Origin of the sequence: Croceibacterium salegens, from assembly GCF_009827435.1 — a bacterium.
Lineage (GTDB): Bacteria > Pseudomonadota > Alphaproteobacteria > Sphingomonadales > Sphingomonadaceae > Croceibacterium_B > Croceibacterium_B salegens.
This window is the reverse complement of sequence record NZ_WTYM01000030.1, coordinates 44749-67710: the sequence shown is the minus strand read 5'-3', so window position 1 is coordinate 67710 and position 22962 is coordinate 44749. Positions and strand designations below refer to the sequence as shown.

Sequence of the window (22962 nt, the reverse complement as noted above, 5' to 3'; positions counted from 1 at the left end):
AAAGTCCTCCTCAGAGGAAAGAGGCCATCACCCCGGCGGTGTCGATCATCCGGTTAGAGAAGCCCCATTCGTTATCGTACCAACTGACGACACGGGCAAGCTTGCCTTCGAGCACCGCGGTTTCGAGGCTGTCGACGGTCGAGCTGGCCGGGTAGTGGTTGAAGTCGCTGCTGACGAGCGGCTTGTCGGTGAAGTCGAGCACGCCCTTCATCTTGCCCTCGGCCGCGGCCTTGAGCGCGGTGTTGAGCTCGTCCTTGGTGGTGTCGCGCGATGGCGTAAAGACGAGGTCGATCAGCGACACGTTCGGCGTCGGCACGCGGACCGACGAGCCGTCGAGCTTGCCCTTGAGCTCGGGCAGCACGAGGCCGACCGCGCGGGCTGCACCGGTCGTGGTCGGGATCATGTTCTGTGCCCCGCCGCGCGCCCGGCGCAGGTCGCTGTGGATCTGGTCGAGCATGCGCTGGTCGTTGGTGTAGCTGTGGATCGTGGTCATGAAGCCGCGCTCGATGCCGACGGTCTCGTGCAGCACCTTGGCGACCGGCGCGAGGCAGTTGGTGGTGCAGCTGGCGTTGGAGACGATGTCGTCGTCTGCGGTCAGGGTGTCCTGGTTGACGCCGAAGACGATGGTCTTGGAGACGTTGTTGGCCGGGGCTGAAATCAGCACCTTCTTGGCGCCCGCGGCGATGTGCGGGCGGCTCGCCTCGTCCGACTGGAAGAAGCCGGTGCATTCGAGCACGAGGTCGATGCCGTTGGCGGCGTGCGGCAGCTTGCCCGGGTCACGCTCGGCGGTGACGTGGATGTGCTTGCCGTTGACGACGAGATCGGTGCCGTCGACCTCGACCTTGCCGGGGAAGCGGCCGTGTGTGCTGTCGAAACCGAACAGCAGCGCGTTCGACTTGGTGTCGGCCAGGTCGTTGATCGAAACCAGTTCGAGATCGTGGTCGTCGCGTTCGAGGATTGCCCGTGCCACGAGCCGCCCGATGCGCCCGAACCCGTTGATCGCCACCTTCGTCGTCATGCGAGGAACTCCTGTTAACCGTTTAACTTGTCGAGAATTTTCGGAACAATCTGATCGGCGGAGAAGCCGAACTTTTCGAACAACGCCTCAGCCGGGGCCGACGCGCCGAAGCGGTTGAGGCCGATGTTGAGGCCGTCGAGACCCGTGTAGCGTTCCCACCCGTGGGTGACGCCCGCCTCGATCGAAACCTTGAGCACATCGGCCGGTAGCAAGCCGGCCTTGTAGGCGGCGTCCTGCGCTTCGAACAGCTCGGTGCACGGCATTGAGACGACGTCCGCGCCAATGCCCTGCCCTTCGAGGCTGTCAGCGACCGCGCAGGCCAGCTCGACCTCCGAACCGCTGGCGACGAGCACGACCTTGCGGCCGGCCCTGGCGGCGCGCAGGCGGTAGCCGCCCCTGGCGCTGAGCATGTCGCCTTCAGAACGCAATTGCGGCAGGTTCTGCCGGGTCAGCGCGAGGACCGACGGGGTATCCTTGTCCTTGAGCGCCAGTTGCCAGCACTCGGCGGTCTCGACCGCGTCCGCCGGGCGGTAGACGTTGAGGTTGGGGATGAGGCGCAGGCTCATCACCTGCTCGACCGGCTGGTGGGTCGGTCCATCTTCGCCAAGTCCAATGCTGTCGTGGGTCAGCACGAAGATCGAGCGGATTTCCTGCAGCGCGGCCATGCGGATGGCGTTGCGGCAGTAGTCGCTGAAGATCAGGAACGTGCCGCCGTAGGGGATGACCCCGCCATGCAGCGCCATGCCGTTCATCGCTGCCGCCATGCCGAATTCGCGGATGCCGTAGTAGACGTAGCGGCCGGAGTAGTCGCCGACGGTCATGCCGTGGGTCTGGCTGGTCTTGGTGTTGTTGGAACCGGTCAGGTCGGCCGAGCCGCCGATCGTCTCGGGCAGCAGGCCGTTGATGACTTCGAGCGCCATCTCGCTGGCCTTGCGGGTCGCGACCTTCTTGGGGTCGGCGTAGAGCTTGGCGATGTAGTCGGCGAGCGAGAAGCCCGCGGGCAGGTCGCCGGCCATGCGGCGGCTCAGCTCTGCGCCCTTGTCCGAAGCGGACAGGCGCTCTTCCCACTTGCCGCGAACATCCGCACCGCGCTCACCGGTCTTGCGCCAGTGGCCAAGAATTTCGTCGGGAACCACGAAAGGCGGGTATTCCCAGCCCAGCGTCTCGCGAGCGGCGGCGACTTCGGCTTCACCGAGCGCTGCACCATGGGTGGCGCTGGTGCCCTGCTTGTTGGGCGCGCCCTTGCCGATGATTGTCTTGCAGGCGACGAGCGAGGGGCGACCGTCGGCCAGCGCCTCGTCGATGGCGCTCTGGATGTCGGCATAGTCGTGCCCATCGCAGCGCACTGTGTGCCACCCGGCGGCGCGGTAACGGGCCTCGATGTCCTCGCTGGTCGAAAGCTCGATTGAGCCGTCGATGGTGATGTTGTTGTCGTCCCACAGCACGATCAGGCGGCCGAGGCCAAGGTGCCCGGCAAGGCCGATAGCTTCGTGGTTGACGCCTTCCATCAGGCAGCCGTCACCGGCGATGATCCAGGTTCGGTGGTCGACAAGATCGCTGCCGAATTCGGCGTTGAGGTGCCGCTCGGCGATGGCCATGCCGACCGCCATGGCGAGACCCTGCCCGAGCGGGCCAGTGGTCGCCTCGACGCCGTCGAGCAGGAAGTTCTCCGGGTGCCCGGCGCAGGGGCTGCCGAGCTGCCGGAAGTTGGCAATCTCGTCCATCGTCGGGTGCGCGTAGCCCGACAGGTGCAGCAGGCTGTAGATCAGCATCGAACCGTGCCCGGCGCTGAGCACGAAGCGATCGCGGTCGGCCCAGTGGGGCGCCTTCGGATCGAATTTCAGGTACTTGGACCACAGTACGGTCGCCACGTCGGCCATGCCCATCGGCATGCCGGGGTGACCCGAATTGGCGGCCTGCACCGCATCCATCGACAGGGCCCGTATGGCATTGGCCATGGGCGTCAGCCGGGCGGGATCAAGGCTCATTCAGACGTGCTCCTGCTGGGCGCCGTCCTGGTGGTTTGGTCGGCTCGATTCGGCGCGCGCCGCCTCCTTTGCGGACGGTCCGCCATGCGTCAAGCAAAGCCCCCTTTCCCCGCCGATAGCCGGCCAAGAACTGTTCACAACTTTTCGCCCCAAGGCTTTGCGCACGCAGGCGCAATTGGATAGCATCGCCGCCATGGACGGGGACCGCATCTCGCAGGCCTTGGCCCGTATCGAGGCCGCCTCGCGCCGCATCGAGACGATTGCGGCACGCCCTGCGGCCGCGCCTGCCGCTGCAGGTGACCCCGATCTCGAACGCCGTCACGCCGCCCTGCGCAGCGAAGCCGGGGCCGCGCTGCGCGACCTCGACAGCCTGATCGCGGAGTTGCAGCGATGAGCAACGTCACCATCGACATCGCCGGGCGCAAGTTCACCGTGGCCTGTGGCGAGGGCGAGGAACCGCACATCAAGAAGCTCGGGGCGATAATCGACGGCAAGATCAACGAGATGCCAGGGCTCGCCAGCCAGTCCGAAGCGCGTTGCCTGCTCTACGCCGCGCTGCTGCTGGCCGACGAGAACTTCGAACTGAGCCGGTCGCAGCCCGATCTTGCAACACCGCTCGAAGCGCTGGCCGACAAGCTGGAGCATGTCGCGGCTCGGCTCGAAGCCAACGCGGGCTGATCCGCCGGGATATTCTTTGAGACCACACCGCGCCGGGTTATGACCACCCGGCAACTTGGGGAAAGGGACGGATATGCTGACGACCATCATCATCGTCGCGGTCGTTGTCGTGCTGCTCTTGTGGGGTGTGGCGATCTACAACCGCCTGGTGCGCCTGCGCATGCTGGTAAAGGAGGGATTCAGCGGCATTACCGTCCAGCTCCGGCGACGCGCCGACCTGGTCCCCAATCTTGTGAGCACGGTCGAAGGCTACGCCGCGCACGAAAAGGGCGTGCTAACCGAGGTCACCGCGCACCGCGCCGAAGCGATCAATGCCGGCGGCGTCGCCGCCACGGCGCAGGCTGATGCCGCCTTCACCGGGATGCTCGGCCGGCTCATGGCGGTCGCCGAGGCCTATCCCGAGCTCAAGGCCGATGCGAATTTCCGGCAGTTACAGGGCGAACTGAGCGAGATCGAGGAGCAGTTGCAGGGGGCACGGCGCTATTACAACGCCACCGTTCGCGACCTGAACGGCACGATCCAGACCTTTCCCAACGTGCTGTTCGCCCGCCCGCTCGGTTTCTCCGAGGCGGAATTCTACACGGACACGGACGCCTCGATCCAGCAGGCGCCGCAGGTCAAGTTCGGCACCTCCGCAAGCTGAGGACTCGCGCCGTGCGGCTGCTGGCACTCCTCCTCGCCGCGCTGGCGGTTCTCGTGCCGGGGGCGGTCTCGGCGGAAGAGCGCATTCTTGCGTGGAACAGCGACATCGAGGTGCGTCGCGACGGAGCGCTCGACGTCAGTGAGACGATCCACGTCCGCTCCGAAGGCGACCAGATCCAGCACGGCATCTTCCGCGATTTCCCGACGATCTATTCCAAGGCGGGCCGAAGGGTGCGGGTCGGTTTCGATGTCAAGGGCGTTACCCTCGACGGCCACTCCGAGCCCTACTCGACCGAGAGCGTGGACAATGGCGTGCGGATCAGGATCGGAAGCGCCGATACCTACGTCGACCCTGGCGAGCACACCTACGTCATCGATTACACCACCACCGGCCAGCTCGGCTTCTTCGAAGGCTACGACGAGCTCTACTGGAACGTCACCGGCAACGGCTGGGCCTTCCCGATCGACAGCGCCACGGCACGCGTGAACTTGCCCGAGCCGGTCGCCTTCGGGCCGGAGCGAGCTTTCTACACCGGTCCGCAGGGCGCCACCGGCAATGCAGCCAGGGTGATCGCCGAAGCGCCCGGTTCGATCACCATTGGGACGACCGCCCCGCTCAGTTACTATGAAGGCCTGACTATCGCTGTGCGCTGGCCCAAGGGCATCGTCGAGGCCCCGCCGCCACCGTCGGCAACCGCCCTGACGCTGGAGCGCTACGCACCGCGCGGCGCGGCGGTGATCGGGCTGCTCGGCCTCCTGGGATATTTCTTCTTCGCATGGAAACGCGCCGGTCGGGGACCGCGCGCGGGCACCGTCGTACCGATCTTTAGCCCGCCGGACGGCCTGTCCGCCGCCGCCATGCGCTATGTAAAGAAGATGGGCTACGACAACCGCTGCTTCGCCGCCGCGGTGGTCGAAAGCGGTGTGCACCGCCGGCTCAGGATCGAGGAGCGGGAGGAAGGCCTCTTCAACCGCAAGAAGACCTGGCTGTCCCGTGCCGGCGGATCGGGCACCCTGTCCGAGCCCGAGACGTCGATGCTCTCCGAACTGTTCCAGGGCGGCGATTCGATGGAGATGGACGACGAGAACCACGCCCGCTTCAGTGCCGCCGGCAGCGCGCTGGAGGATGGTCTGGCGCAAAAGTACGAGGACGTCACCTTCCGCCGCAACCTATCGTGGGCCTGGGCCGGGCTCGGGCTGCTCATCGTCACCGCGGGCCTGGTGGCCGCGGCCATCGCCGCATCGGACACCCTCGCCACGTCGGGCGAGCGCGCAATCGCCGCCATCGCCCTGGCGCTGACGGCGGGGGGACTGCTAATGGTCTTCCGGCCCGGCAGGGGCAAAGGCGGGCTGGGCCTCGGTGCGGGACTCCTCGTCCTCGGCATCATCTGCTCGGGCCTGATCTTCTTCCGCCTCGCCGCCGTGGAGCCGTTCTCGACCTGGGGCTGGATGCTGTTCCCGTTCCTGTCATTGCCGTTCGTCGTCTCGGCCTTCGCCTGGATGAGCGCACCGACCGTCGAGGGCCGCCAGATGATGGACCGGATCGCCGGGTTCGAGCAGTACCTCTCGATCACCGAGGAAGAGCGGCTGGAAGCGATGCATCCGCCGGAAAAAACGCCCGAGTTGTTCGAACGCTACCTGCCCTACGCCATCGCGCTCGAGGTCGAGAACCGTTGGGCCGACAAGTTCACCGACGTCCTCGCCGCGGCAGAGAATGATCCCTCGCAGCGGGGCAACACGTTCGGCTGGTACTCGGGTTCGGGCAATGCATGGTCCAATCCCTCGCGCTTCGCCGGTGCAATGGGCGGCGCGCTCGCCAGCACCATTTCCTCGGCATCGACCGCGCCCGGTTCGAGCAGCGGCTCGGGCGGCGGCGGCTCTTCGGGAGGCGGCGGCGGTGGTGGTGGCGGCGGCGGCTGGTAACGCCTTCCCATTGCCGAGAACTACAATCGCCCCTATCTAGCGCGCGGCGGGACTGCCCGGCACGAGCCGCAACAAAATCCCCGGGGCTATAAGCAATCCAAGGGAGCTGTCCCTGCCCTGGCGACCGGGCCACTGCATTCTTCGGAATGGAACCCGGGGACCGGGGTAAACGGTTCCCACCTGACGTTGAGGCGTCGGAGGATTCTGGGGCAAACGACCCATGGTGGTTCCGCCACTCCACCCTGGCTCGGAATCGAACAAAATTGACGGTTCGCCGCAATGGGGCCTACTATCCGTGGCCGTTGGGGGGGACCAATGAGCGGCGTTATCCTGCGTTTTGGCCAAGTCGAGTTCGATCGGGCACGCGAGCGCCTGAGCGTCGCGGGCAAACCCGTGCCGCTCGACCGCTTTTCATTGGCCATTTTCAGGGTCCTGCTCGCGCATGCGGGCGAAGAGGTCAGCAAGGACGCCCTGCTCGAAGCCGGCTGGTCGGGCCGCGTGGTGCAGGAGAACTCGCTCGCCAAGGCAGTGGGACGCCTGCGTAGCGCGCTGGGGGACGACGGCATTGCGCTTGAGACCGTTCATGGCCGGGGCTACCGACTGGCGGCGGAGGTCGTCGAGACGAAAGCAGTCGTGCCGCCCGCATCGCGCCGGAGGTATCTCGCCGTGCTGGCCATGCTCGCGGCCCCTGTCATTGCCGGGGCGACGATCATGGGCCTGCGTGGAACGGAACGGCACGTCGTCTCCAGTGAATCGCCCGGTGCCGTCGGGCGCGTGCTGTGGGTCGACGACCACCCGGAGAACAACGAGACAGAGAAGCGATTTCTCGGCGAGAGAAAGATTGCCGTCTACCAGGTCGGCACCACCGCCGATGCCGTAACCTTGCTCCCAATGTACGAATACGGCGCCGTGATCTCGGACATGGGCCGCGGCCAGCAGCCGCTTGCCGGGCTCCAGCTGTTGCAGGCGATGCGCGAACGCGGCGACGAGCGGCCGTTCGTCCTCTACACAGTCCACACCTCTCCCGAACTGCGCAGGCAGATAGCGGAGGCCGGCGGCCAGGGCGTCGCGGAGAATGAGGACGAGCTCTACCGCACGATCCTGCCGGTGTTCGGGCTGCGGCCTGGAAAGTCCGCACCAAGGGACTGAAGTCCCCGGTCGGTTCTCTCGAAGGATGGGCGTGTCGCGAGGTTAGCAGCGGAGAACTCGAACGGGTCGCAGTACGGACTCCCCGCTGCCGATCGGGATATGGCCTAACCTGCCGGCGAAAGTCTTTCCCGAATTCTGAAAAATTGTGAATTCTTGCCGCTTCGCTGCCGCGAATATCGGTTTGCTCGACTTCGTGGCATTCGGGGGGCAAGGGACGTGCATGACCGATCCGACAATCGTTTCGCGCAAGCAGGAGATCCGCAAGCGGTTGCGTCTTGCGCGGCGCGAGCATGCCGCCGCGCTTCCGCCGCAGGTCAGCGCACTGGTGTTCCACCGCCCACCTACAGCCGTGCTCGACTTGGTGCCCGAGGATGCCGTGATCGGCCTCTACCGCGCCGATCCGGGCGAGGCTCCGGCGAGCGGATATGCGAAGTTCTTCCACGAGCGCGGTCACACCATCGCCCTGCCCTGGCTAGTCGACCTGCAAACACCGATGATCTTCCGCGCTCACACCGACCCCTATGCCGAGAGCGACCTTGCCAAGGGCTATTTCGGGCTGATGCAGGGCAGCGAGGATGCGCCGGTGGTCGAGCCCGGCGTTCTGTTCATGCCGCTCGTCGCCTTCACGGCGAATGGCGACCGGCTCGGCCAGGGCGGCGGATTCTACGACAAGTGGCTCGGTGCCCACCCCGACGTCATACGTATCGGCATGGCGTGGGACATGCAGGAAGTGGACGAACTGCCGATCGAGCCGCACGACATGGGACTGACCGCTGTGGTCACCCCAACTCGCGTGCTGGGACCGTTCCGATGAGGACCGAACCGACCCTGCGAATCCCGCTGGGGATCCTGTTGCTGCTGGCGGGTCTCGGCGCCTATGCGCTCGGCGTGGCCTGGGCTTCGCAATGGATCGAACTGCTCCCGGTCTCGGCGCAGACGGTCATCTACATCGTGCTCGGAGTGGCCTGGCTATTGCCGCTCAGGCGCTTCCTGATCTGGATGGAGACCGGGCGTTTTCGGTAGGAAATGTCCCAAGTGGCGCGAGTGACGGGACTCGAACCCGCGACCCTCGGCGTGACAGGCCGATACTCTAACCAACTGAGCTACACCCGCGCATTGCGGCGGCAGCGCCTCTTGGGAGCCGCGCCTCTAGTAGAGGGTCATAGGGCTGTCAACAGCCCTTCCGGCACCCTTTTGAAGAAACCTTCGGCGGCGCCACGATAACCCCTTCGTTAACCATATCTTCGCCTCTTTTCGCCATTCCTGCCGCCGCGTCCGCAGCGGGCTGAAGGCGAGGGAAACGATGCGACTTGAGGGACCTGTTGCACTGTTGATAATCGCCGCCCCGCTGCAGGCGCAAACCCCTTCAGTAGCGGTGGAAAGTGCCGTCTTCGTCGAACGCAGCGACGGAGCTGGGCGCACGGTCGAGGCGTCGCAGCGATTCTCGCGCGGCGAGCGAGTCGTCACCGTGCTGCGCTGGCAGGCCCCGCGCGGCAGCTACACCGTAACCAGCGCCGTCCCCGCCCGCCTCCAGTTCGAACGCGCCAGTTTCGACAGCCTGCAGGTCTCGACCGACGGCGGGCGCACCTGGCGCAATATTGCGGACGTGCAGCCCGAAGCGGTCACGCACCTGCGCTGGCGCGTCGGTAACGGCTCGGGCCGGATGAGCTACAGCGCGATCGTGCGCTGAGGCCTAGCGCTCGTACTTCCAGTTTCGGCGCTTGCCCTCGGCCATCCATTCGACGGCCGTGGCGAGGCGCTTGGCGCGCGTCGCATCCTGCTTCGCCTCGGTAACCCACTCGAGATACTCGCGACGTTGCGAAGGGGGAAACCCGTCAAAGGTCGCCTGCGCTGCGGGATTGTCGCGCAGCGCGGCGGCAAAGTCTTGCGGTACAGCTATGTCAGTCTTGGGCTTGGGATTTGAGGGCCGTTTCACCGCGCTCCCGGATTCGTCGATCCGGGTCCGCGCGGCTACCAGCTTGGCTGCCAGTTCCGCATCGGCAGGCAAGTCATCGAGTGAGCTGATCTTGCCGAATTGGCCCATTCCGTCGTTGTCGGACTGCCGCCCCGCCCCATGGATCATCACCGCACAGTGCGCCTTGAACGCGGCCATCCCGGCGATGTTCTTACCCTTGTGGGTGAAGTGCGGCATGCCCCACTTCACCGCCTCGCCCGCGCCGTCGACGGTCGCGTGGACGAGTTCGCGGAAGTGCCGCAGCACCGGCTGGGCGAAGTCGCCGGCCTTGTCGATATAGGCGTCGATGCGTGGGTCGCGGGCCATCGCCCGCGATCATACCACGTCAGTCGGCGAGCAAAAGCACCGGCGCTTCTATGAGCTTCTTCACCGCTTGCACGAACGCCGCGGCATCGTAACCATCGACCACACGGTGATCGGCGCTGATCGAGATGTTCATCAGCTTGCGCTTCTCGATCCGCTCGCCGCCCATCCCGTCGGGCACGAACATCGGCCGTTCGACGATGCGGTTGGGACCGATGATCGCCACCTCTGGCCGGTTGATGACCGGCGTCGTGGCAACACCGCCGAGCGGACCGAGCGAGGTCACGGTCAGCGTCGAACCGGAGAGTTCGTCGGACTTGGCGGTGCCGGCGCGGGCTGCCTCGGCCAGACGACCGATCTCGCCCGCAAGCTGCCACAGGTTCTTGGCCTGCGCATCGCGGATCACCGGAACCATCAGCCCGGCGTCGGTCATCGTCGCCATGCCGAGATGCACCGCGCCGTAGCGTTGCACGACGTTAGCCTCATCGTCGTAGCGGGCGTTGAGCATCGGGAACTCGGGCAGCGCGCGGCAGATCGCGGTGATCAGCAGTGGCAGCAGCGTGAGCTTGGGCTTGCCCCCCCGGTTGGCGTTGAGGTCGGCGCGCAGCTTCTCGAGGTCGGTGACGTCGCATTCCTCGACATAGGAGAAGTGCGGGATGTTGCGCTTTGACGCCGCCATGTTCTCGGCGATGCGACGGCGCAGGCCCATGACCTTGATGCTCTCGTCGCGCATCGGCCGGCCCGCGGGAGCGAAGCCCTTGGCCCCGCCATAGGACAGGAAGGAGTCGAGATCGGCGTGGCGGATGCGGCCGTCTTCGGCCGGACGCACTTCGCCGAGGTCTATGCCGAGCTCGGCCGCGCGCTGGCGCACTGCCGGGCTGGCGAGGACCTTGGCGTTCGAATGCGCGACCGGTGCAGGCGCTGGCTTCGGTGCAGGCTTGGGGGCGGGCTTGGGTTCCTCGACGGACGGCGGGGGTGCTGGAGGAGGTGCCGCCTCGATTACCGGGGCCACGTCCTCGGGCTCGGGCGTCTCCACCTCGATCCGCTCCTCGACGACTTCGGACTTGGGCGCAGGCGCATCCACGACGGCGACCTCACCCTCGGTCTCGATCACAACCAGAGGGCTGCCGATGGCGATGACGTCGCCCTCTTCGCCCGCGACCTCGACTACCTTGCCGGCGACCGGGCTTTCCATTTCGACCGTCGCCTTGTCGGTCATCATGTCGGCCAGGCGGCCGTCTTCCTCGACGGTGTCGCCGACCTTGACGTGCCAGGCAACGATCTCGGCCTCGGCGATGCCTTCGCCGATGTCGGGCAGGTTGAAGATGAAGCGGGCCATTGCCTTACGCTCCCAAGAGTTTGTCGATTGCCTCGCCGATGCGGATCGGGCCGGGGAAATAGGCCCATTCGAGGCTGTGCGGATAGGGGGTGTCGAAGCCGGTCACGCGTTCGACCGGGGCTTCGAGGTGGTAGAAGCAGCGTTCCTGCACCAGCGCCGAGAGTTCGGCACCGAAGCCGGAGGTGCGGGTCGCCTCGTGTATCACCAGGCAACGCCCAGTCTTTTCCACGGACTTTTCCACAGCCTCTATGTCGAGCGGGACGAGCGTGCGCAGGTCGATGATCTCGGCGTCGACGCCCTTCTCGCGGCATACGGCCTCGGCCACGTGGACCATGGTGCCATAGACCAGCACGGTCAGCGCCTGGCCTTCGCGCACGGTGCGCGCCTTGCCGAGCGGAATAGAGTAATACCCCTCAGGCACCCTGGCGTCGGGGTGGTCCTTCCACGGCCTGGTGGGCTTGTCGTAATAACCGTCGAACGGGCCGTTGTAGATCCGCTTCGGCTCGAAGAAGATCACCGGGTCGTTGTCCTCGATCGCCGAAATGAGCAGGCCCTTGGCATCGTGCGGCGTGCTCGGGATCACGGTCTTGATACCGGAAACATGGGTGAACAGCGCCTCGGGGCTCTGGCTGTGCGTCTGCCCGCCGAAGATGCCGCCGCCGAACGGGGTGCGCACTGTCATCGGAGCAATGAATTCACCCGCCGAGCGGTAGCGCAGCCGCGCCGCTTCCGAGATCAGCTGGTCGAGCCCGGGATAGATGTAGTCGGCGAACTGAATTTCCGGGACCGGGCGCAGGCCATAGGCCCCCATCCCCACCGCGACACCGATGATGCCGCATTCGGAAATCGGCGTGTCGAACACGCGGGTCTTGCCGTACTTGTCCTGCAGGCCGGCGGTGGCGCGGAACACGCCGCCGAAATAGCCGACATCCTCGCCCATGATGACCACGTCGGGATCGCGTTCGAGCATGATGTCGAGCGCGTCGTTGATCGCCTCGATCATGTTCATCGGACGGGTCGGGGCGTCGTGCAGGCTGACGACATCGTCTCCGCTTACTGTGGCCATTTGATCTGCCTTTCGCGGATGGCCTGCTCGGCCTGTTCCTCGAGGTGCCAGGGCAGCTCTTCGAACACGTCTTCGAACATGGTGTGGAACGGGTGGTGCAGGCCATGGCCGAGGATGCCGTTCTTCTCGGCATCCTTGGTCGCCGCCTTTACCGATTCCGCGAGTTCGCGGTCCATGGCTTCCTGCTGGTCCTCGGACCATTCGCCGATTTCGATCAGGTGCAGCTTGAGCCGCATGATCGGATCGCCGAGAGGCCATTCCTCTCGCTCCTGCGCAGACCGGTAGGCGCTCGGATCGTCGGAGGTCGAATGGCCTTCGGCGCGGTAGGTGAAGTGCTCGATCAGCGTCGGGCCCTTGTTCATCCGCGCCCGGTCGGCGGCCCAGCGCTCGGCGGCGTAGACCGCCAGCGGGTCGTTTCCGTCTACGCGCAGGCCGGCGATGCCATAGCCGATGGCGCGCGCGGCGAAGGTGGTGCGCTCAGCCCCGGCAAAGCCCGAAAAGCTCGAAATCGCCCACTGGTTGTTGACCACGTTGAACACCACCGGGGCGTTATAGACCGCGGCGAACGTCAGCGCGGAGTGAAAGTCGCCCTCCGCGGTGCTGCCCTCGCCCACCCAAGCGGCGGCGATGCGGCTGTCGCCCTTGATCGCGCTCGCCATGGCGAAGCCGGTCGCCTGCGGTAGCTGGGTCGCGAGATTGCCGCTGATGGTGAAGAAGGCGTAGTTGCGGCTCGAATACATGATCGGAAGCTGGCGGCCCTTCAGCTTGTCGCCGCGGTTCGAGTAGATCTGGTTGATCATCTCGACCAGTGGATAGCCGCGGGCGATAAGGATGCCCTGCTGGCGATAGCTCGGGAACACCATGTCGTCAGAAGCGAGCGCATGGGCTGCGGCGACCGAGGTCGCCTCCTCGCCGATGCATTTCATGTAGAAGCTGGTCTTGCCCTGCCGCTGGCCGCGATACATCCGCTCGTCGAAGGCGCGGACCAGCGCCATGTGGCGCAGCATTTCGCGCAGCTTGTCGGGCGTGAGGCGCGGATCCCACGGGCCGTGGGCCTTGTTGTCGTCACCCAGTACGCGCACCAGGTCGGTGCACAGCGGGTTGGTCTCGCTCGCCTCGCAGGCCTCGTCGGGCCGCGTCTGGACGCCCGCCTCGGGCACCACGATGTGCGAAAAGTCGACTGTATCACCAGGCCGGAACTTGGGTTCCGGCACGTGCAGTTGAAGCCGCGGCCGATTGTAGCCGCCGCCTTCACCCTGCTTTGCCATTGCTCTCTCCAGCGTTCGTCTCGCGGGGAAACGATATTCTACGATTGCGACATAATATTATGCGGCAGCCGAATCGTCAACGAAGCCTTTCCGAGCCGGATCAGCGATTTGCGGGAGGTCAGACGGCAACCGGTGCCTTGAGCGTGCCCTGCGGCTGGTATCCGGAGACCTCGAAATCTTCGATCCGGTAATCGAAAATCGACGGCGGCTGCCGTGTAATGGCAAGCCGCGGATCGCCCGACGGTTCCCGCGCCAGCTGCGCTTCGATCAGGTCGGTGTGATTGAGATAGAGGTGCGTGTCGCCGCCCATCCAGACGAGTTCGCCCGGCTCGTAACCCGCTTGCTCGGAGATCATCCGGGTCAGCAGCGCGGCGCCGAACAGGTTGAACGGCAACCCCAGCGCGACGTCGCAGCTTCGCTGGTACAGGACACAGGAGAGCCGGTCGCCGGCGACGTGGAACTGGTATGTCTTGTGGCACGGCGGCAGCGCCATTTCGTCGAGCTGGGCGACGTTCCACCCTTCGATGATGTGGCGGCGGCTGCCCGGATTGTTGCGCAGGCTCTCGACGACCTGCGCAACCTGGTTGATGCCCGGTCCGGCCTTGAAGTGTCCGTCGCCGGCCGGTTCATAGGTCGGCCAATCGACCCATTGTTTGCCATAGACGGGGCCGAGATCGCCCCACTTTGCGGCGAAGTCGGCGTCCTCGACGATGCGTCGTTCGAAGTCTTCCTGCGCGATGTCATCGCCCGAGGCTTCGCGGTACTTCTTGAGCGGCCAGTCGCTCCAGATCGTCACGCCCTGCCGCAAGAGCAGGCGGATGTTGGTCTCGCCGGTCAGGAACCACAGCATCTCGCGCGCCGCGGCCTTCCAGAATACCCGCTTGGTGGTGAGCAGCGGCACACGTCCATCCGAAAGGTCGCACCGCAACTGGGTGCCGAACAGCGCCCGCGTGCCCACGCCGGTCCGGTCGACCCGCTCGTCGCCCTCCTCCCAGATGCGGCGCATCAGGTCGAGGTAGGACCATTCCCAGTGCTCGCTTGCACGCGAGAAATCGAAGGCGGGAGTTGAGTTCACACGCTACCGCTAACCACACGATGCCAAACAACCCAAGAGGGCTTCGGCCGAATATCGTGGGCACGTTGTGGATGAAAGTAAATGGTCGGGGAGAGAGGATTCGAACCTCCGGCCCCTGCCTCCCGAAGACAGTGCTCTACCAGGCTGAGCTACTCCCCGACCGATGCTCCCGGATTGCTCCGGGGCGAGGCAGAGGCGGCCCTATAGGCATGGGGTTGCCGGGTGGCAAGCGGGCAATTGCGGCTACCGCAAAATCCACCCCGCCCCACAGATTTCACCTGCAACAGACTTGTAATGATCGCTCGCAATCGCCATTGGGGGCGCGCGGCTGGCGACCCTTGCGGGAACAGATGAACCTCACTCACCCTTCTCTCGACCTGGACGGCGACAAGCTCCGGGAAGAATGCGGCATTTTCGGCATCATAGGCGGCGCCGAGGCTGCTGCTGCGACGGCGCTCGGCCTGCACGCCCTGCAACACCGCGGGCAGGAAGCCGTCGGCATCACCAGCTTCGACGGCAATGAATTTTACACCCGGCGCGGCCTTGGCCATGTTGCGGAGAACTTCTCGACCGGGGAATCGATCGCCGAACTGCCCGGCACGATGGCGGTCGGCCACGTCCGCTATTCGACCACCGGCGGTGCCGGCCTTCGCAACGTGCAGCCGCTATACGCCGACCTCGCCAGCGGTGGGTTCGCAGTGGCTCACAATGGCAATCTTTCGAACGCCGGACAGATGCGGCAGGAACTGGTCGAGAAGGGCTCGATCTTCCAGTCGACCTCCGACACCGAGGTTATCATCCACCTTGTCGCGACAAGCAAGCAACGCACCATGCTCGACAAGCTGATCGACGCATTGCTGCAGGTCGAAGGCGCCTACGCCCTCGTCATCTGCACTCCGCGCGGCATGGCCGCGTGCCGCGATCCGCTCGGCATCCGACCGCTGGTCATGGGCAAGCTGGGCGATGCAACCGTGTTCGCCAGCGAGACCGTGGCGCTCGACGTCGTTGGCGCCGAGTTCGTTCGCCAGATCGAGCCAGGCGAGTTCATCGAAGTCGACTTCGACGGAACGATGCGCAGCCACCGCCCGTTCGGTGACCGCCCTTCGCGTCCGTGCATCTTCGAGCACGTCTATTTCAGCCGACCGGATTCGATCTTCAACGATCGCTCGGTCTACCAGTCGCGCAAGCTGATCGGCGTCGAATTGGCGAAGGAAGAACCGGTCGAGGCCGACCTCGTCGTTCCGGTACCCGACAGCGGCGTGCCGGCGGCGATCGGCTACAGCCAGGAATCGGGCATCCCGTTCGAACTCGGCATCATCCGGTCACACTACGTCGGACGCACCTTCATCCAGCCCTCTGACGGAGCGCGCAACGCCGGCGTCAAGCGCAAGCACAACGCCAACCGCGCTCTGGTCGAAGGCAAGCGCATCGTACTGATCGACGATTCGATCGTGCGCGGCACGACGAGCCTGAAGATCGTACAGATGATGCGCGATGCCGGTGCCCGCGAGGTGCATTTCCGCGTCGCCAGCCCGCCGACCGGGCACGGCTGCTATTACGGCGTCGATACGCCCGAACGCTCCAAGCTGCTCGCCGGGCGGATGGACCTCAAGGCGATGTGCGAGTTCATCCAGGCCGACAGCCTCGCCTTCGTCTCCATCGACGGTCTCTATCGCGCGGTCGGCCTGCCGGGCCGCAACGACGCCTGCCCACAGTACTGCGATGCCTGCTTCACCGGCGATTATCCGACGTCGCTGACCGACCTCGCCGAGCGGCACCGGCAGGAAGCCCAGCTCACCCTACCCGTCAACAAGGTCGCCTGATGTCCGGGGACAAGCCGCTTGCCGGGCGCATTGCGCTCGTCACCGGGGCGAGCCGCGGAATCGGCGCAGCTACCGCGCAGGCGCTTGCTGCGGCCGGGGCGCATATCGTCCTCACCGCACGCACCGCGCGCGACCTCGAAGGCGTCGAAGAAGCGATCCACCAGGCCGGCGGCACGGCGACCATCGCCCCGATGGACCTCGTCGAGAGCGACTCGATCGCCCGGCTGGCGAACGCGGTGTCCGAACGCTGGAACAAGCTCGACATCCTCGTCATCAACGCAGCGCTGTTGCCACAACTCACGCCGGTGACGCAGATCGAACAGAGCGCCTTCAACAAGGCGCTGACGCTTAACGTGCTGGCGACGCAGGCGTTGCTGGCTAACTTCGACCCGCTGCTCAAGCGAGCCGATGCGGCGCGGGTGATCGGACTGACCAGCTCGGTCGGGGCGGAGCCGCGTGCTTACTGGGGCGCATATGGCGCCAGCAAGGCGGCGTTCGACAACCTACTTGCCGCCTATGCCCAGGAAGTCGAACGGATTTCCGAGGTCCGCGTGGCCATTGTCGATCCCGGCGCCACCCGCACCCAGATGCGCGCCCGCGCCTACCCGGGCGAAGACCCGCAGACGGTCAAGGCGCCCGAAGCGGTGGCCGATCGCATCGTCGACCTGCTCGGCGAGGACTTCGCCAGCGGCGTCCGAATAAGAGCGGAAATTTCGCGTTAACCACCTCCGGTAGCGACCTGGTAAGTAAATCAGGCAAAAATCCCTCCTTGCGGGCCTCAGTTGGCCCGTGGGGGCATCGCTAAAGGGACGCTTGCGATGAGCATGCAAAACGTCGTTGGGCGCTATGAGATTGCTGCGCAGGAAGATCGCAGCGCTCCGCGCACCAAGCTTTCGATACCGGCGCAATTCCGCCAATCCGGCGGCCGCGCTTTCCAGACCGTGGTCCACGACCTTTCGCTGTCGGGCTTTTCCTGCACGGCCGTCAGCCGCGTCCATCCGGGCACGGTTTGCTGGCTGACGCTGCCCGGCCTCGAATCGCTTCAGGCTGAAGTGATCTGGTGGGAAGACAACATGGCCGGCTGCGCGTTCTCCAGCCTGCTGAGTCCCATCGTTCACGACAACATCCTCGCCCGCTATCGCGGCGACGGTACTGTCGGCCGCTGACGGCTACTCCGCGGCCACGGCCGCGTAGACTTGTGCGAGTAACGCGGTGCGCGGGCCGGTAAGGTCCGCGCCCGTTGCTTTTGGCCAGTTGCCGAGGATCACCACGACGAGTTGCTGGTCCGGGAACACAGTGATCGACTGACCGAAAATGCCGATCGCGCCGAATGCCCCGGCGGGATAGGTCCACCACTGGTAGCCGTATCCGAATCCCTGCCCGAGATCGACGTGCTGCGCTCCGGCGCGCGATAGCCAGCCCGGCGCGACGCTGCCGTGACCGCCTTCGAGAACGAATTGGCCGAACCGGGCGTAATCGCGCATCGATAACTCGATGCAGCACCCGCCGACGTTGCCGCCGGTAAGCTCGGTCTGCCAGAACAGCTTGCCTTCCAGCCCCGCCGGATCGACGACCTTGGCCTTGGCGTATTCGGCCAGCGTGCGTCCGGTCGCCTTTTCGACCAGTTCGCCGACAAGGTTGGTCTCGCCGGTCTTGTAGACCCACTTGGCGCCCGGCGCGGCATCGCGCGGAAGCTTCTTCATCACGGTCACGACCTGCGACTCGCCCGGATCGGGTTCGACCGCGAAGATCCGCGCCACATCGCTGTTCGGGTCTGCGTAGTCCTCGTTCCAGGCAACGCCCGAAGTCATCGTCAGGAGCTGTTCGAGCGTCACGTCGTCGTAGGCGCTCCCGGCAAGGCCCGGGATGTAGTGGGAGACCTTTTCGTCGAGGCTCTTTATGTAGCCGTCCTTAATCGCCGCCCCGGCCAGCGTCGAGGTCAGGCTTTTGGCCATCGAGAAGCTGGTCCAGCGCTGCCCAGGTCCAAAACCGAGCCCGTATTTCTCGTAACGAACCTTGCCGTCCTGCAGGACCATGATCCCGGCAATATCGCCGCGTCCGAGGTAGCGGTCGAGCGCGCCCGAGGCCGCTGCCGGCAGGTCGGTGCCTGCAGGCAAGACGCGCGGATGCAGCGACGGCGCGACCTCGATTCCGGGGAAGTAGTCCTCCATGTGGCGGAAGCGGTCCGCGCGGGTGGAATCGTCCCAGAACAGAACCTCGGTCGAGGCGCGAGTCAGGTTCGTCGCGGTGGCGGGCGGTGAAGTCCGCTCGATAGCCGGAGTTGCGGAAGTACAGGCTACCAGTGTCGCCGCAGCGAACACCGGGAAGAACGGAAACCGCATTACTTATCCTTGACCAGAGTGACCTGGCTGACGGTAATACCGCCGCCACGAAAGCCCCCCTCGCAGTACATCAGGTAGAAGCGCCACAGGTTGCGGAACCGATCGTCGAAGCCCGCTGGCAGGCGCTCTTCCCGGCAGGCCAGATCGAACCGTTCGCGCCATATCCTGAGCGTCTCGGCATAGTCGAGCGGGAAGTCCTCCTGGTCCTGCCACGACAGGCCCCGCTCTTCGGCAAGGGCGCGGAACTCGCTCGCCTTGATCAGAAGGCCGCCGGGAAAGACGTAGGCCTGGATGAAGTCGGCGTTGCGGGCGTAGCCTTCGAACAGGCTGTCCTTCATCGCAATGTACTGGATCGCCGCGCGTCCGCCGGGCTTCAGGTTGCGTGCAAGGCAGTCCATGAAATCGGGCCAGTAGGCCCGCCCCAGCGCCTCGACCATCTCGACACTGACGATGGCATCGAATTGCCCGCTGGTGTCGCGATAGTCCTGCTTGAGGAATTCGACCTTCGGAAACCTTTCGCGTGCCCAAGCCAGTTGCTCGTCCGAGAGGCTGATGCCGGTCACGTTGGCTCCGGCCTGGGCGAAGTGATTGCACAGACCGCCCCAACCGCAGCCGATTTCCAGCACGGTCTGCGGCGAGCCGACACGCTCGGCGAGCCGCTCCCACTTGCGGTGCTGTGCGGCCTCGAGACCATCGTTGCCGACCTTGTAGGCGCTCGAATAGGCCATGGTCGGGTCGAGCCACTGGCGGTAGAAATCGTTGCCGAGGTCGTAGTGCACCTGGATATTCTTTTCCGCGCCCGACCTGGTATTACGGTTAAGCCAGTGGGCGAAGCGCGCAGCAACGCGGTACGGGCCCTTTGCACGACCGGTTTCGCCCAGCGCTTCCCCGTTCAATGAGAAAAGGGCGCAGAGCGGCACGGGATCGGGGCTGCTCCACTCGCCCGCTTCCCATGCCTGGTAGAACCCGGCCGAGCCGCCGACGGCAAACCTGATCAGCGCCCGCCAATCGTGGATCGTGACTTCGCCGGCAAAGCCCGGTTCGCGCCCACCGAGCATGCGCACCGATCCATCGGGCAGGCGCATGAGGATCGAGCCTTCAACCAATCCTTCGTCGATGCGGTCGAGGAGTGATTGAAAGCCCCCGGCGAGGCGTCGCGCAACGAATCCCGGCGCAATACCGAACCGGCGCCCGCCTTGCAGCAGCGCCCCTCCCCTGGCAGCCTCCCTTTTCATGGTGCGTAATATGCAATCCGTCGCGCCGCGCGGCAAGTTAGAGCTCGCGAAATGCCCCCAATGCGCGTTCGCGTGCTGTACGGTGCTCGACGATTTTCGGCGGATAGTCGTCCGGGCGCTCCATGTCCGAGGGATCGTGGATCACTTCGTCGGGCAGGCCGGCAAGCTCGGGCACCCATTGGCGAATGTACCCCGCGGCGTCGAACTTCTCGCTCTGTAACAGCGGAGCCATGATGCGCACGAACATGTTGGCGTCGACCCCGGTCCCCGCGACCCACTGCCAGTTTGTGCCGTTGCTGGCGTAATCGGCATCGACCAGCGTATCCCAGAACCAGCGTTCGCCGACGCGCCAGTCGATCAACAGGTGTTTGATCAGGAAGCTGGCGGCGATCATCCGCACGCGGTTGTGCATCCATCCCGTGGCCCAGAGCTGGCGCATTCCGGCATCGACGATCGGGTAGCCGGTGCGCCCGCGCTTCCATGCTTCGAGGTCGGCCGCCGCTTCGCCTTGGTGATCCCGCCAGGCGAGATTGGCGAAGTTCACCTTGTAAGAATGCTCGGGATAGTCGGGAAATTGCAACATGACGTTGGCCGCATAGTCTCGCCACACCAGCTCGCGCAGGAAACTCTCCACCCCCTTTCCGCGACGATCCGCGAAGGCACTCCAAACCTGCCGCGGCGAGATTTCGCCGAAGTGCAGGTGGGGCGAAAGGCGCGATGAGCCGTCGATTGCAGGCAGGTTACGCTCTGCTTCGTACTTCGAAGCGTGTTCGGCGAAAGCATCCAGCTGTTCGTGGGCTGCGCCCTCGCCTACTTGCCATGCCGCGTTCATGCTGCCCGACCAGTCGGGTTTGGTCGGCAGCAGGTTCCAATCCTCAAGCTTGTCCGATTCCGGCCAGCTTTCGGGCAGCGCCAATTCGGGCACCGCCAACGGTTCTCCCGGGGGCAACCGTTCGCGCATCGCGCGGTAGAACGGGGTGAAGATCTTGTAGGGACCACCCGACCCGGTCGTCACCGTGCCCGGAGGCAGCAAGTAGAGACCGTCGTGGCGGATGAATTTGATCCCGTCCGGCAGAGACTCCTTCAGCTCCCGCTCGGCGTTGCGCCACCAGGGTTCGTAGTGCCGCAGGGCATGGATCGAGCCCGCTCCGGTCTCCCTCGCCAGCGCCACCAACACCTCCGCCGCCCTGCCGCGACGCAGGATCAGGCGGTAACTGTGCTTGTGCAGGTCGCTCGCCAACGAGGCGAGGCTATGGTGCAGCCACCAGCGGCTCGCCCCGCCCATCGTGCGGTGCTTCGGGCTCTCGTCGTCAAGCACATAGACAGGGATGACCGGACCGCGCGCGGCGGCGGCGTGGAAGGCTTCCTGGTCGGCGAGCCGCAAGTCGCGTCGCAACCAGACAATCTGCGGGGAAGCCATAGGCACGGAACGGGACTGCCATTAAGCTGTTCCCCTGTCCAATGCCGAAACCTCCCGAAACCTTGACCCTGCCTGCCCGAGGCTGGAGCATCGACCGGCGCAAGGCGCTGGTGGTCGCGATCCTGTGTTTGATTGGCTTTGCCGCGATGGTCTGGCTGGTCGAGAGCGGGCGTAGCGACGCCTTCGACCGTATCGGCCTGTTATTCTGGCGCGAGGGAGCAGGACTTGTGCCAAAGGGGCCTCCCAAACTGCTCGAAGCTGTTCGCGACGTGACCGCGCTCGGCGGGATCCTGCTGCGCAACCTCTTCGCACTGGGCGCGGTCGCCGCGCTGCTGTTCCTCCGCCTCAGGCGCGAGGCGATCCTGCTGGCCGCAACGGTCGCGCTTGGGTGGGCGGTCGACGGCGGCATCAAGGCCCTCGTCGGGCGTCCCCGCCCCGAAATCGTGCCGCACCTGACCGAGGCGGCGGGCGCGAGCTTCCCGAGCGGGCACAGTTTCAATTCGGCGGTGGTCTACATCGCCATCGCGCTGGCCTTCGCGACCCTGAGCGCGCGGCAAACGGTGCGTTTCACTATCATCGGGACGGCGATTGCCCTGAGCCTCGTGATTGCCTGGAGTCGGGTCTGGCTCGGCGTGCACTTCCCCAGTGATGTCATTGCGGGTTGGCTCGGCGGCGCGGGATGGGCCTTCCTGTCAGCCGCGGTGCTGGCGCGTCCGGCGCAGATCGCCGCGGATAGCTAGCAGCCCGTCGCGCTGGTCGGTACCGTCGCCGAAGTCCCAAGCCGCCCTGCCCCCGGCCGCTCGCCAAACCGCGCGTCCTGGTATTGCACCGTCATCGTACATTTCTCGCGCTTGACCCAGGCCATCGGCAGGATCGACCAGCGGCGAAAACTGGCCAGCTCCGGGGTTTCCATCAGCACCTTGCGGGCGAGCGGGTCGGTCATGCCGTCGGGCCTGCCTTCGCCCCAGTTGTCGAGCATTCCGAAGTGCTGGAACGGATCGTACCGCCCACGATAGATGACGCCATCACGCCGCCAGATGACATCGCGCTTCCAGAAGAGAACAGGTGGTGGCGAAGTGACCATGACGTCATGCAGGGCGTGGGGCTCCATGACCTGCGATCGGTCGACCACCCATTGGCTCAACACGCCGTTCCCGCAGATGTAGGCCAGCACTGCCGCCAGCGCGATCATTGGTGGCCGTCGCCAATTCGCCTGCACCGACTTCTCACGCCGCCGGGAAAGCCAGATGCCGGAACTCAACGCGCTCCAGATCCAGACGTCGATGATGAAAAGCGAGTCGTTGTGGAACCAAGTGTTGCTGAACGGCGAGAGGAGTTGCACCGCATAGCTGGTCTGCCAGTCCAGCAACGGGTGGGTCAGGCAGCCGAGGAAGGCGAGCGCCAGCAGCCAGCCGAAACGCACTTCGAGCCCGGACTTGAAGGCCCCTCCTCGCCCCACCTGCCATCGGTCGAGCAGCCACAGGAACCCTGCGGTCAGCACGGGCATGACCCAGACGCCCACGACGAGGCTGTGCGTAACACCACGGTGGATCGCCAGTGGGGCCCAGGGAACCCAGCCGAAGAAGACGTCGATATCGGGCGCATTGGCGCCAAGAACCAGCGCGGCCAGTCCCTTGCGCGTCTTGCGCTTGAGTCCGGTCTGTCCGAGCGCCCAGCCGACAAGGCTGTGGGTGAAGTTGTCCATCTACCCGAACGGC

General features: G+C 65.4%; 23 protein-coding genes, 2 tRNA genes and 1 other RNA gene. 13 read left to right on the top strand and 13 right to left on the bottom strand.

Annotated elements, in window-relative coordinates:
- Positions 1–10: 10 nt before the first annotated feature.
- Positions 11–1018 (bottom strand): type I glyceraldehyde-3-phosphate dehydrogenase, encoded by a 1008-nt coding sequence (gap, locus tag GRI89_RS04020; RefSeq protein ID WP_159792437.1) that lies wholly within the window; start codon positions 1016–1018, stop codon positions 11–13.
- Positions 1019–1032: 14 nt separating this feature from the next.
- Complete coding sequence (tkt, locus tag GRI89_RS04015) at positions 1033–3006, bottom strand: transketolase (protein WP_159792435.1); 1974 nt, start codon at positions 3004–3006, stop codon at positions 1033–1035.
- 175 nt (positions 3007–3181) lie between these two features.
- On the opposite strand from tkt, the gene GRI89_RS04010 reads away from it, so the two are divergent.
- The 8 genes from GRI89_RS04010 (at position 3182) to GRI89_RS03980 (ending at position 8421) form a co-directional block, all read left to right on the top strand.
- A complete protein-coding gene (locus tag GRI89_RS04010) occupies positions 3182–3400 on the top strand; it encodes a hypothetical protein (RefSeq protein ID WP_159792433.1) in 219 nt (72 codons plus the stop codon).
- Positions 3397–3684, top strand: coding sequence for a cell division protein ZapA (locus GRI89_RS04005; protein ID WP_159792431.1), 288 nt, complete (start codon positions 3397–3399; stop codon positions 3682–3684). The genes GRI89_RS04010 and GRI89_RS04005 overlap by 4 nt, the downstream gene beginning before the upstream one ends.
- Positions 3685–3757: 73 nt before the next feature.
- Complete coding sequence (locus GRI89_RS04000) at positions 3758–4327, top strand: LemA family protein (protein WP_159792429.1); 570 nt, start codon at positions 3758–3760, stop codon at positions 4325–4327.
- Between the two features lie 11 nt (positions 4328–4338).
- Complete coding sequence (locus GRI89_RS03995; protein WP_159792427.1) at positions 4339–6249, top strand: DUF2207 domain-containing protein; 1911 nt, start codon at positions 4339–4341, stop codon at positions 6247–6249.
- 46 nt (positions 6250–6295) lie between these two features.
- Positions 6296–6483, top strand: a non-coding RNA gene (gene ssrS, locus GRI89_RS18410) — 6S RNA.
- An 81-nt stretch (positions 6484–6564) separates the two neighbouring features.
- Positions 6565–7398: a winged helix-turn-helix domain-containing protein gene (locus GRI89_RS03990; RefSeq protein ID WP_159792425.1), complete on the top strand. Its 834-nt coding sequence runs from the start codon at positions 6565–6567 to the stop codon at positions 7396–7398.
- A 220-nt stretch (positions 7399–7618) separates the two neighbouring features.
- Positions 7619–8212, top strand: a complete 594-nt coding sequence (locus tag GRI89_RS03985) for a 5-formyltetrahydrofolate cyclo-ligase (protein ID WP_159792423.1) — start codon at positions 7619–7621, stop codon at positions 8210–8212.
- A complete protein-coding gene (locus GRI89_RS03980) occupies positions 8209–8421 on the top strand; it encodes a DUF2842 domain-containing protein (protein ID WP_159792421.1) in 213 nt (70 codons plus the stop codon). The genes GRI89_RS03985 and GRI89_RS03980 overlap by 4 nt, the downstream gene beginning before the upstream one ends.
- A 13-nt stretch (positions 8422–8434) precedes the next feature.
- Here GRI89_RS03980 and GRI89_RS03975 read toward each other — a convergent pair.
- Positions 8435–8511, bottom strand: a tRNA-Asp gene (locus tag GRI89_RS03975).
- 262 nt (positions 8512–8773) lie between these two features.
- Between GRI89_RS03975 and GRI89_RS03970 the strand changes: the two genes are divergently transcribed.
- On the top strand, positions 8774–9088 hold the full coding sequence (locus GRI89_RS03970) for a hypothetical protein (RefSeq protein ID WP_159792419.1): 315 nt from the start codon (positions 8774–8776) through the stop codon (positions 9086–9088).
- Between the two features lie 3 nt (positions 9089–9091).
- Here GRI89_RS03970 and GRI89_RS03965 read toward each other — a convergent pair whose 3' ends face one another.
- From GRI89_RS03965 to GRI89_RS03940, 6 genes are all read right to left on the bottom strand, one after another.
- Positions 9092–9679: a YdeI/OmpD-associated family protein gene (locus GRI89_RS03965; protein ID WP_159792417.1), complete on the bottom strand. Its 588-nt coding sequence runs from the start codon at positions 9677–9679 to the stop codon at positions 9092–9094.
- Between the two features lie 19 nt (positions 9680–9698).
- A complete protein-coding gene (locus tag GRI89_RS03960) occupies positions 9699–11015 on the bottom strand; it encodes a dihydrolipoamide acetyltransferase family protein (protein WP_159792415.1) in 1317 nt (438 codons plus the stop codon).
- A 4-nt stretch (positions 11016–11019) separates the two neighbouring features.
- On the bottom strand, positions 11020–12081 hold the full coding sequence (locus GRI89_RS03955) for an alpha-ketoacid dehydrogenase subunit beta (RefSeq protein ID WP_159792413.1): 1062 nt from the start codon (positions 12079–12081) through the stop codon (positions 11020–11022).
- Positions 12069–13349, bottom strand: a complete 1281-nt coding sequence (locus GRI89_RS03950; protein WP_159792411.1) for a 3-methyl-2-oxobutanoate dehydrogenase (2-methylpropanoyl-transferring) subunit alpha — start codon at positions 13347–13349, stop codon at positions 12069–12071. The genes GRI89_RS03955 and GRI89_RS03950 overlap by 13 nt, the downstream gene beginning before the upstream one ends.
- Before the next feature lie 118 nt (positions 13350–13467).
- The gene (gene thyA, locus GRI89_RS03945; RefSeq protein WP_328598077.1) at positions 13468–14424 is read right to left on the bottom strand and encodes a thymidylate synthase; all 957 of its coding nucleotides are present in this window, start codon (positions 14422–14424) and stop codon (positions 13468–13470) included.
- 82 nt (positions 14425–14506) lie between these two features.
- A tRNA-Pro gene (locus GRI89_RS03940) sits at positions 14507–14583 on the bottom strand.
- Positions 14584–14774: 191 nt separating this feature from the next.
- Between GRI89_RS03940 and purF the strand changes: the two genes are divergently transcribed.
- From purF to GRI89_RS03925, 3 genes are all read left to right on the top strand, one after another.
- Positions 14775–16247, top strand: a complete 1473-nt coding sequence (gene purF / locus GRI89_RS03935) for an amidophosphoribosyltransferase (protein WP_159792817.1) — start codon at positions 14775–14777, stop codon at positions 16245–16247.
- A complete protein-coding gene (locus tag GRI89_RS03930) occupies positions 16247–16969 on the top strand; it encodes an SDR family NAD(P)-dependent oxidoreductase (RefSeq protein WP_159792409.1) in 723 nt (240 codons plus the stop codon). The genes purF and GRI89_RS03930 overlap by 1 nt, the downstream gene beginning before the upstream one ends.
- 102 nt (positions 16970–17071) lie before the next feature.
- On the top strand, positions 17072–17413 hold the full coding sequence (locus tag GRI89_RS03925) for a PilZ domain-containing protein (protein WP_407924963.1): 342 nt from the start codon (positions 17072–17074) through the stop codon (positions 17411–17413).
- 3 nt (positions 17414–17416) lie between these two features.
- Here the strand turns inward: GRI89_RS03925 and GRI89_RS03920 are convergent, their stop codons facing one another.
- From GRI89_RS03920 to GRI89_RS03910, 3 genes are read right to left on the bottom strand one after another with little or no spacing between them, the layout of a single operon-like run.
- Positions 17417–18589, bottom strand: coding sequence for a serine hydrolase domain-containing protein (locus tag GRI89_RS03920; protein ID WP_159792405.1), 1173 nt, complete (start codon positions 18587–18589; stop codon positions 17417–17419).
- Positions 18589–19824, bottom strand: coding sequence for an SAM-dependent methyltransferase (locus tag GRI89_RS03915; RefSeq protein ID WP_159792403.1), 1236 nt, complete (start codon positions 19822–19824; stop codon positions 18589–18591). The genes GRI89_RS03920 and GRI89_RS03915 overlap by 1 nt, the downstream gene beginning before the upstream one ends.
- A gap of 37 nt (positions 19825–19861) precedes the next feature.
- On the bottom strand, positions 19862–21244 hold the full coding sequence (locus tag GRI89_RS03910) for a cryptochrome/photolyase family protein (RefSeq protein WP_159792815.1): 1383 nt from the start codon (positions 21242–21244) through the stop codon (positions 19862–19864).
- A gap of 62 nt (positions 21245–21306) precedes the next feature.
- Between GRI89_RS03910 and GRI89_RS03905 the strand changes: the two genes are divergently transcribed.
- Positions 21307–21984: a phosphatase PAP2 family protein gene (locus tag GRI89_RS03905; protein ID WP_235912778.1), complete on the top strand. Its 678-nt coding sequence runs from the start codon at positions 21307–21309 to the stop codon at positions 21982–21984.
- Here GRI89_RS03905 and GRI89_RS03900 read toward each other — a convergent pair.
- Positions 21981–22949 carry a metal-dependent hydrolase gene (locus GRI89_RS03900; RefSeq protein WP_159792399.1) on the bottom strand — a complete coding sequence of 323 codons (969 nt, stop codon included), beginning with the start codon at positions 22947–22949 and terminating at the stop codon, positions 21981–21983. The two genes, GRI89_RS03905 and GRI89_RS03900, sit on opposite strands and share 4 nt — an antisense overlap.
- Between the last annotated feature and the right edge of the window lie 13 nt (positions 22950–22962).